This window comes from Halalkalibacter flavus (assembly GCF_036663575.1).
In the GTDB taxonomy this organism is placed as follows: Bacteria; Bacillota; Bacilli; order Bacillales; family Bacillaceae_D; genus Halalkalibacter; species Halalkalibacter flavus.
The window spans coordinates 1-868 of record NZ_JAWRVK010000105.1 but is presented as its reverse complement, the minus strand read 5'-3'; the positions used below and the strand labels follow the sequence as shown (position 1 = coordinate 868).

Sequence of the window (868 nt, the reverse complement as noted above, 5' to 3'; positions counted from 1 at the left end):
TGATGCTAGTATAGTTTCATGGACACAACTTAGTTAAGTTTCTATAGATTTGTTACACTATATAGAAGAAAGGTTGTGTCCGTATGGGAAATAAAAATACAGGCAAAAAGTATAATGAAGATTTTAAGAAAATGATTGTGGATCTTTATAACTCTGGAAATTCAGCTAAGGACTTAAGCAGCGAATATGGCGTATCTGAAGTAACGATCTATGCATGGATTAAGAAATTCTCTCCCATTCAAACAGAAGATGGTGAGATAGTTACAACTGATGAAATTGCTAAGATGAAAAAGCAGATGCTTAAGCTGCAAGAAGAGAATGAAATTTTAAAAAAGGCTATGGCCATATTCGCGAAGAAGTAACCATTTCTGAAATCAGTACTGTAATTGATACGCATAAAGAAGATCACCCTGTTCAACAAATGTGTGATGTCTTAGGTGTGTCTAGAAGCACCTATTATCAAACTAAAAAGCAAGTCGAGTCTAACCGTGATCGTGAGAATAAACGAATAACCGAGCGTATTAAAGAAATTCATGCGGAAAGCAAACAGCGTTATGGAGCACCAAAAATCCATCGAGCCCTTAAGAAAGAAGGCTTTGATGTAAGTATTAAGCGTGTACAGCGCCTAATGAAACAAGAAGGTATCCGGTCCATAATAACAAAGAAGTTTAGACCAACTCCAAGTAAAGAAAATGTGATAGAACGAGAAAATCTATTAAACCGAGATTTTGGTACCACGTCCATAAATCAAAAATGGGTTGGTGACATTACGTATATCAACACCTTGAAAGATGGATGGTGTTATCTAGCTTCTGTCATGGATCTACACACAAAGAAAATAATTGGCTATTGTTTCTCACGTTCTATG

Annotated in this window: 1 pseudogene; it reads left to right on the top strand. The window is 35.8% G+C overall.

Annotated elements, in window-relative coordinates:
- Positions 1–83 precede the first annotated feature (83 nt).
- Positions 84–868 (top strand): annotated as a pseudogene (locus SAY88_RS24555) (IS3 family transposase); the annotation flags it as partial.